6 protein-coding genes are annotated in these 5,787 nt (G+C 36.3%); 1 reads left to right on the top strand and 5 read right to left on the bottom strand.

Annotated features, from left to right (window positions below):
• Nucleotides 1-79: 79 nt before the first annotated feature.
• From NK356_RS23835 to NK356_RS23855, 5 genes are all read right to left on the bottom strand, one after another.
• On the bottom strand, nucleotides 80-1,045 hold the full coding sequence (locus NK356_RS23835; RefSeq protein WP_253318226.1) for a M48 family metallopeptidase: 966 nt from the start codon (nucleotides 1,043-1,045) through the stop codon (nucleotides 80-82).
• 10 nt (nucleotides 1,046-1,055) lie between these two features.
• On the bottom strand, nucleotides 1,056-1,712 hold the full coding sequence (locus NK356_RS23840; protein WP_253318227.1) for a GDSL-type esterase/lipase family protein: 657 nt from the start codon (nucleotides 1,710-1,712) through the stop codon (nucleotides 1,056-1,058).
• Between the two features lie 64 nt (nucleotides 1,713-1,776).
• Entirely contained in the window at nucleotides 1,777-2,238 is a 462-nt protein-coding gene (locus NK356_RS23845) for a lipocalin family protein (protein ID WP_034696312.1), read from the bottom strand.
• Nucleotides 2,239-2,474: 236 nt separating this feature from the next.
• Nucleotides 2,475-3,638 carry an iron-containing alcohol dehydrogenase gene (locus tag NK356_RS23850; protein ID WP_253318228.1) on the bottom strand — a complete coding sequence of 388 codons (1,164 nt, stop codon included), beginning with the start codon at nucleotides 3,636-3,638 and terminating at the stop codon, nucleotides 2,475-2,477.
• 149 nt (nucleotides 3,639-3,787) lie between these two features.
• Nucleotides 3,788-4,195, bottom strand: a complete 408-nt coding sequence (locus NK356_RS23855; protein ID WP_034696310.1) for a helix-turn-helix domain-containing protein — start codon at nucleotides 4,193-4,195, stop codon at nucleotides 3,788-3,790.
• 98 nt (nucleotides 4,196-4,293) lie between these two features.
• Here NK356_RS23855 and lpdA point away from each other — a divergent pair, with 98 nt between their 5' ends.
• Complete coding sequence (gene lpdA, locus NK356_RS23860; protein ID WP_253318229.1) at nucleotides 4,294-5,694, top strand: dihydrolipoyl dehydrogenase; 1,401 nt, start codon at nucleotides 4,294-4,296, stop codon at nucleotides 5,692-5,694.
• The last annotated feature ends 93 nt before the right edge of the window (nucleotides 5,695-5,787 follow it).

A 5,787-nucleotide genomic window follows, 5' to 3' on the forward strand; every position in this document is an offset into this window, starting at 1 on the left:
TAAAATTTTTTGAGCTATAAGGGCTCAAAATTTTCCAGAATAACTTTTTAACTTACACAGTTAGTGAGATACTACCTTTTTAATCCAATTGAATATTGTTATTTTTTAAAATTTCTTTAAACTTATCGGTCTTGCCTTCCTCTTTCATACTCTTATAAATATATACTAGCATTTTTTCAGCATCTGATCGGTAAGGTGATTTCTGATCAGAATAGATCCTGTATGCTTTACACATATTATCAAGACCTTTCTCATTATTCTTCAGGTGGGTAAAGTAGACTTGCCCCATTCCATAATAAACCTCAGGGTCACCAGGATATGTCTTGTCAAAATCTAGGTATGCATCAATAGCCTTTTGATATTCTTTCTTATAGACATAAGTAATGGCAATATTCTGTAAAGGCATTTTACCCTTTGGATCAACGGCTAATGACTGTTTGTAGGCATTAAGAGCTTTATCATAATCTCCAACTCTTCTATAAGTAATACCCAGATTATCCCATGCATAAATGAATTTTGGATCAATCTTTACAGCCTGTTCATAATTCTGAATGGCCTCCTTCCAGTTTTCTTCTTTGGATGCGTTAACCGCTTTCGTGTAGAAATCAAGAGCAGTTTGATTTTCCGAGAACTTATTATATTCAGTTTCCGTAGTGGTAGTAGCCCTCTTTACGCTTTCGCAGTTTTGCATCAGATAGCGTTCAAGTTCATTATAGCTTTCTGTATACTGTTTTGAATCCTTATTGGGATCAAAAGTCAGATTAATCTGCTTTTTTCCATTTACTTTTGGTGCATTTTTGGATTGTTCTTCTGCTCCTTTCAAAAGAGTTGAGATCTGAAGGGCTCCCGAGTATTTATCAATACATTCATGAACATCTTTGATGATATCTTCCTTCTTCCTGTTAGCTAAAGCAATAGAATCAGCACACTTACAGGCGTTTTCTGAAAGTTCCTGAAGAATTGTTTTTTCATTCGGCTTATCCTGAGAAAATGAAAGAGAATACAGTAAAATAAAGAATAAAATGGTTATTGGTTTTTTTATCATGGGTTCTGGTTTATTTCAGATAAGGAGTGATAATCTTTGTCCAGATTCTATATCCCTCCGGCTTAAAATGAAGCATGTCTTCCACAAAAATATCTTTTCTTACATTTCCATTAGCATCTTCCATTGCCTTGGTAACATCGATAAATTCTGCCTTGGGTTCCTTTTTCATAAAAGCAGCAATTTTTTTATTGGCTATTTTCATCTGTGGCCAGATCACTTCTCTGCTCGGTGAATATTTGATAGAGATATAATCAACCTCAATATTAGGGAATCTTTCACGTATTTTTTTGTAGAAAGCTTTATATCGGTCTACGACTACTTTTGCTTTTAGCTGATGATTGTCTGCAAAATCATTTTCCCCACAATAAATAATAATTTGTTTGGGTTGATAAGGAGTTAAAAGATCATTTGCAAAATCATTAAGGTCTGTAAGTCTTGAACCTCCGAAACCTCTGTTGATGATTGTTTTGCCAGGAAAGTAATCTGCTATATCAGTCCATTTGGTGAATGATGAGCTTCCCAGAAATAAGATAGCATCTTTTGCCGGTGGGTTTTGCTGATCCAGTTTTTTGAACTCCTGGATGTCCTGCCAGAACATTGGTTTTTTTTCCTGAGAAAAGGCAATAGCAAAGTACAGCAATAGAAATGCTGATAGAATCTTCTTCATTATATTCAGTTTAAAATTAGATATAAAAGTAATAAAAAACTCCCGATTAGCGGGAGTTTATGATTTATCTTTTGTAGGTAACGTAAGGGATGTCAGGAATTTTATCTCCATTCATATCAAAGATTCCAGATTGCTGGGCAAGTTTAAGATCTTTGGCTGTTAACATATCAACTCTGTAGTTTACAGATCCTTCGTCGCCAAGCTTAATTCCAATAACTTTTGAATCAGCATCGTAGGTATATCTTCCTTCAGTTTTCGGAGATGGTGTACAATCTGCACCGCTTCCTGTATACGCTGTATAGCTTACATAATAATCTGTTCTTAAGAAAAGAGTATTTTTAGCTGCACATCCTGTTAAAGTTTCAGTATAAAGCACTGTTTTATTATCTTTTCCAGAAATTACTTCCCTTTTAACTTCCTTCCAATCTCCCTTCATGATATCCATATCATAAGCTTCAAGATTGTCATCTTTACAAGAAGTAAGCGCCAGGGCAGAAAAGGCAAATAAAAGTAGCTGTTTTTTCATTTTCACAAATTTAAGAATATGCTAAAATATAAATAAATTTGAAATATCTATAATGAAATAACGATTTTTTAAACGAATGTTTGTAAATTAAATAATTTTATGAATACTGCGATGCGAGATACGAGTTTTGGGTTATATATTTTCAACATGAAAATTAATAAACACTTTCATCCGAATCTCGAAATAGCGTAGCTCAAATCTCTTGCCCGTACCCAGAAACTCGCACCCCGAATCCATTAATAACTCATCTCTACAATCTTATAAGCGTCCTGCGGAGTCAGTTTTTTATATTCTCCAAGACCTAGCCAGTTTCTGTCTGTAAAGGCTTTTTCAACTTTTTCAGCAGTTCCTTTAAAGTCTTCTGTATACTCGGAAAGTCTGGTTTTGATGTGAAGGCTGTGGAAGAATTCTTCCAGTTTTTTGATGCCCAGTTCAGCTTTTTCTTCTACGCTTCCGTCTTTGATTCCCCAAACTCTCTCAGCATACTGAGCCAGTTTTCCTTTTTTATCTTCGAAATTGTAACGGTAATGGGATGGAGCAATAATTGCCAGTGTTCTTGCGTGATCAATACCGAAATAAGCCGTCAGCTCGTGCCCCATTGCGTGTACTGCCCAGTCTGTAATGACTCCTTTCTGGATCAGGCCGTTCAGAGCCATTGTACAACACCACATAAAGTTTCCGGCAGCATCGTAGTTGAAATCATCAGTCAATACTTTAGGAGCAGTTTCCTGTAGACTGATCAGAATACTTTCTGCAATTCTTTCCTGAAGATCAGCAGAAGAAGGAGCTGTCATGTATTGTTCCAAAACGTGAGTGTAGGCATCAGTGATTCCGTTTACAATCTGATTTTTCGGAATGGTTCTGATCACTTCCGGATCCAGAACAGAAAATTGTGGGAAAAGTCCCGGTCCTCCTGAAGATAATTTCTCATGGGTTTCCCTTCTTGAAATCACATACCCAGAATTCATTTCTGAGCCTGTTGCAGGAAGTGTCAGAATGCTTCCAAAAGGCATTCCTTCCCCTTCAAATGTTCTCACCGACTTTCTCAGGATATCCCATGGCTCACCGTCATAATTGGCGGCTGCAGAAAGGAATTTTGTTCCGTCAATGACAGATCCGCCACCTACAGCAAGAAGGTAAGTAATATTTTTCTCTTTGATAAAATTTAAAGCATTGATCAGAACTTCATATTCAGGATTGGCAGGAACTCCGCCAAACTCATATAATTCATGACCTTTTAAAGCCTCTTTTACCTGATCGTAAACACCATTATTTTTGATGCTTCCGCCACCGTAAATCATTAATATTCTTGCGTCTTGAGGGATTTCTTTGGAAATTTTAGCGATTTCGCCTTTCCCGAAAAGTATTTTTGTTGGGTTTTTAAACTCGAAATTAAGCATTGTTCTAAATTTATTTTAAGTCAAATTTACGGAATGAAAAAGGAAAAGTGAGTTAATGAAATTTTAAAATTGCTATTATTCATTTTTATGAAAGCTATTGCCTTGAGCTGCTTTTATTCCTCTTTTTTTATTCCATTCTAATCTAAATACTATTTTTCAGATGAAAGGTAGGTTTTTGCTCTTTTTATAAAACCTTCTTTATCCTTCTTTATCTCTTCCAATAGTTTTTTCCGGTCATCAGGAATCGTAAGATACTGGTCACCCCAAAGGTTGATTTCCACGATCACGGGAATAAGATCAATCCCTTTTTGAGTCAGAAAATAAAGAATTTTCAGCTTGTTGTCCGGATGATCTTTTTTATCAATGATTCCATGATCTAAAAGGTTTTGAAGCCTTGTAGCCAGAATATTGGTGGCTATTTTTTCATCAGCTTTGAGGAAGTCACCATAAGTACATTCCTTTTTCAGCATCAGATCTCTTATGATGAGAAGAGACCATTTGTCACCCCACATTTCCAGTGAACAGCTGATCGGGCAGTCTGATCTTTTTTTACTCATTTTGTTAATTTTAAAATAATGCTTGCAAAATGAAAGTGTTTATTTTAATTTTGCTTTTATTTTGCAAGTAAATTTAATCATAAAAATTAATAAATCAAATGGATCATTATGACATTGCCGTAATTGGCTCAGGACCCGGCGGATATGTGGCTGCTATTAGAAGCGCTCAGTTGGGGTATAAAACAGTGATTATAGAAAAATATGATACATTGGGAGGAACATGTACCAATGTGGGCTGTATTCCGACTAAAGCATTATTGGACAGTACTCATCATTATGCAGAAGCACGACATCAATTCAAGGAACATGGGATTAGGCTGGATAATATTGAACTGGACTTTTCCCAAATGTACAGGAGAAAAGCGGACGTTGTTTCAAAAAATACAGGAGGGCTGGACTTTTTAATGAATAAAAATAAAATTACAAGGTTAAAAGGGACAGCAAGCTTCATTAATAATTCTACCATAAAAATTGTCAGCGAATCGGAGATTAAAGAAATAACCGTTCAACATTTTATCATTGCCACAGGCTCAAAACCTTCAAGTATTCCGGGAGTTGAAATTGATAAAAAAAGAATTATTACTTCCACAGAAGCATTGTCTTTGCAGGAAAAACCGGAATCTATGGTTATTATTGGCGGTGGAGTGATAGGGGTGGAAATGGCTTCTATTTTCAATCGTATCGGAACAAAGGTGACCATTCTGGAATATGCCGATCATCTGATTGCCACCATGGACCATGAGTTGGGAAAAAGCCTTCAGAGAATCCTTAAAAAAGAAGGAATTGATATTCGTCTTAATCAGACGGTATATAAAACGGAGAATGCAGGTTCTAAGGGTAAAGTTTTCTTTAAAGATAAAAACGGAACAGAAGGAGAACTGGAAGCAGATTTTGTATTGGTAGCGGTGGGAAGAAGTCCTTATGTAAAAGGCCTCGGTCTTGAAAATACAGACGTTCAGCTGGACGAGAGAGGTTTTATTAAAGTGAATGAGAAAAAACAGACTTCGGTGCCTACTATTTACGCAATAGGAGATGTTATCGGTGGTGCAATGTTGGCTCATAAAGCGGAAGAAGAAGGTGTTTTTGTGGCTGAAACCATTAACGGACAGAAACGTCATATTCATTACAACCGCATTCCTTCAGTAGTGTACACATGGCCGGAAGTAGCTTCAGTAGGATATACGGAAGAATATCTGAAACAAAATAACATTGCATATAATGTAGGGAAATTCCCGTTTTCTGCCAGCGCGAGAGCTCGTGCTTCAATGGATATGGAAGGTTTTGCGAAAGTTTTGGTAGATCCTAAATATGGAGAAGTATTGGGAGTTCATATTATTGGTGCCAGAGCTGCAGATTTGATTGCTCAGGGTGTTATCGCTCAGGAATATGAAGTGACGGCAGAAGATATGTTCCGTATTTCCTATGCTCATCCAACCTATTCTGAAACGCTGAAAGAAGCTTATCTGATTGCTTCAGGACAAGGAGCAATTAATATATAAAGAAGTCATGCTAAAATTTAAACCATTAAGATGTGTGAAGAGCATAAGAATAATTAAGATTCATCTTAGATGAAAAAAAGCATCTTGCTCAAA

It is taken from the genome of Chryseobacterium sp. S0630, from assembly GCF_024158915.1.
Lineage (GTDB): Bacteria > Bacteroidota > Bacteroidia > Flavobacteriales > Weeksellaceae > Chryseobacterium.

Coding starts and splice junctions, on each gene's coding strand:
- NK356_RS23850 (WP_253318228.1), bottom strand. CDS start 3,638: ATGCTTAATTTCGAGTTTAAAAACCCAACAAAAATACTTTTCGGGAAA.
- NK356_RS23835 (WP_253318226.1), bottom strand. CDS start 1,045: ATGATAAAAAAACCAATAACCATTTTATTCTTTATTTTACTGTATTCT.
- NK356_RS23855 (WP_034696310.1), bottom strand. CDS start 4,195: ATGAGTAAAAAAAGATCAGACTGCCCGATCAGCTGTTCACTGGAAATG.
- lpdA (WP_253318229.1), top strand. CDS start 4,294: ATGGATCATTATGACATTGCCGTAATTGGCTCAGGACCCGGCGGATAT.
- NK356_RS23840 (WP_253318227.1), bottom strand. CDS start 1,712: ATGAAGAAGATTCTATCAGCATTTCTATTGCTGTACTTTGCTATTGCC.
- NK356_RS23845 (WP_034696312.1), bottom strand. CDS start 2,238: ATGAAAAAACAGCTACTTTTATTTGCCTTTTCTGCCCTGGCGCTTACT.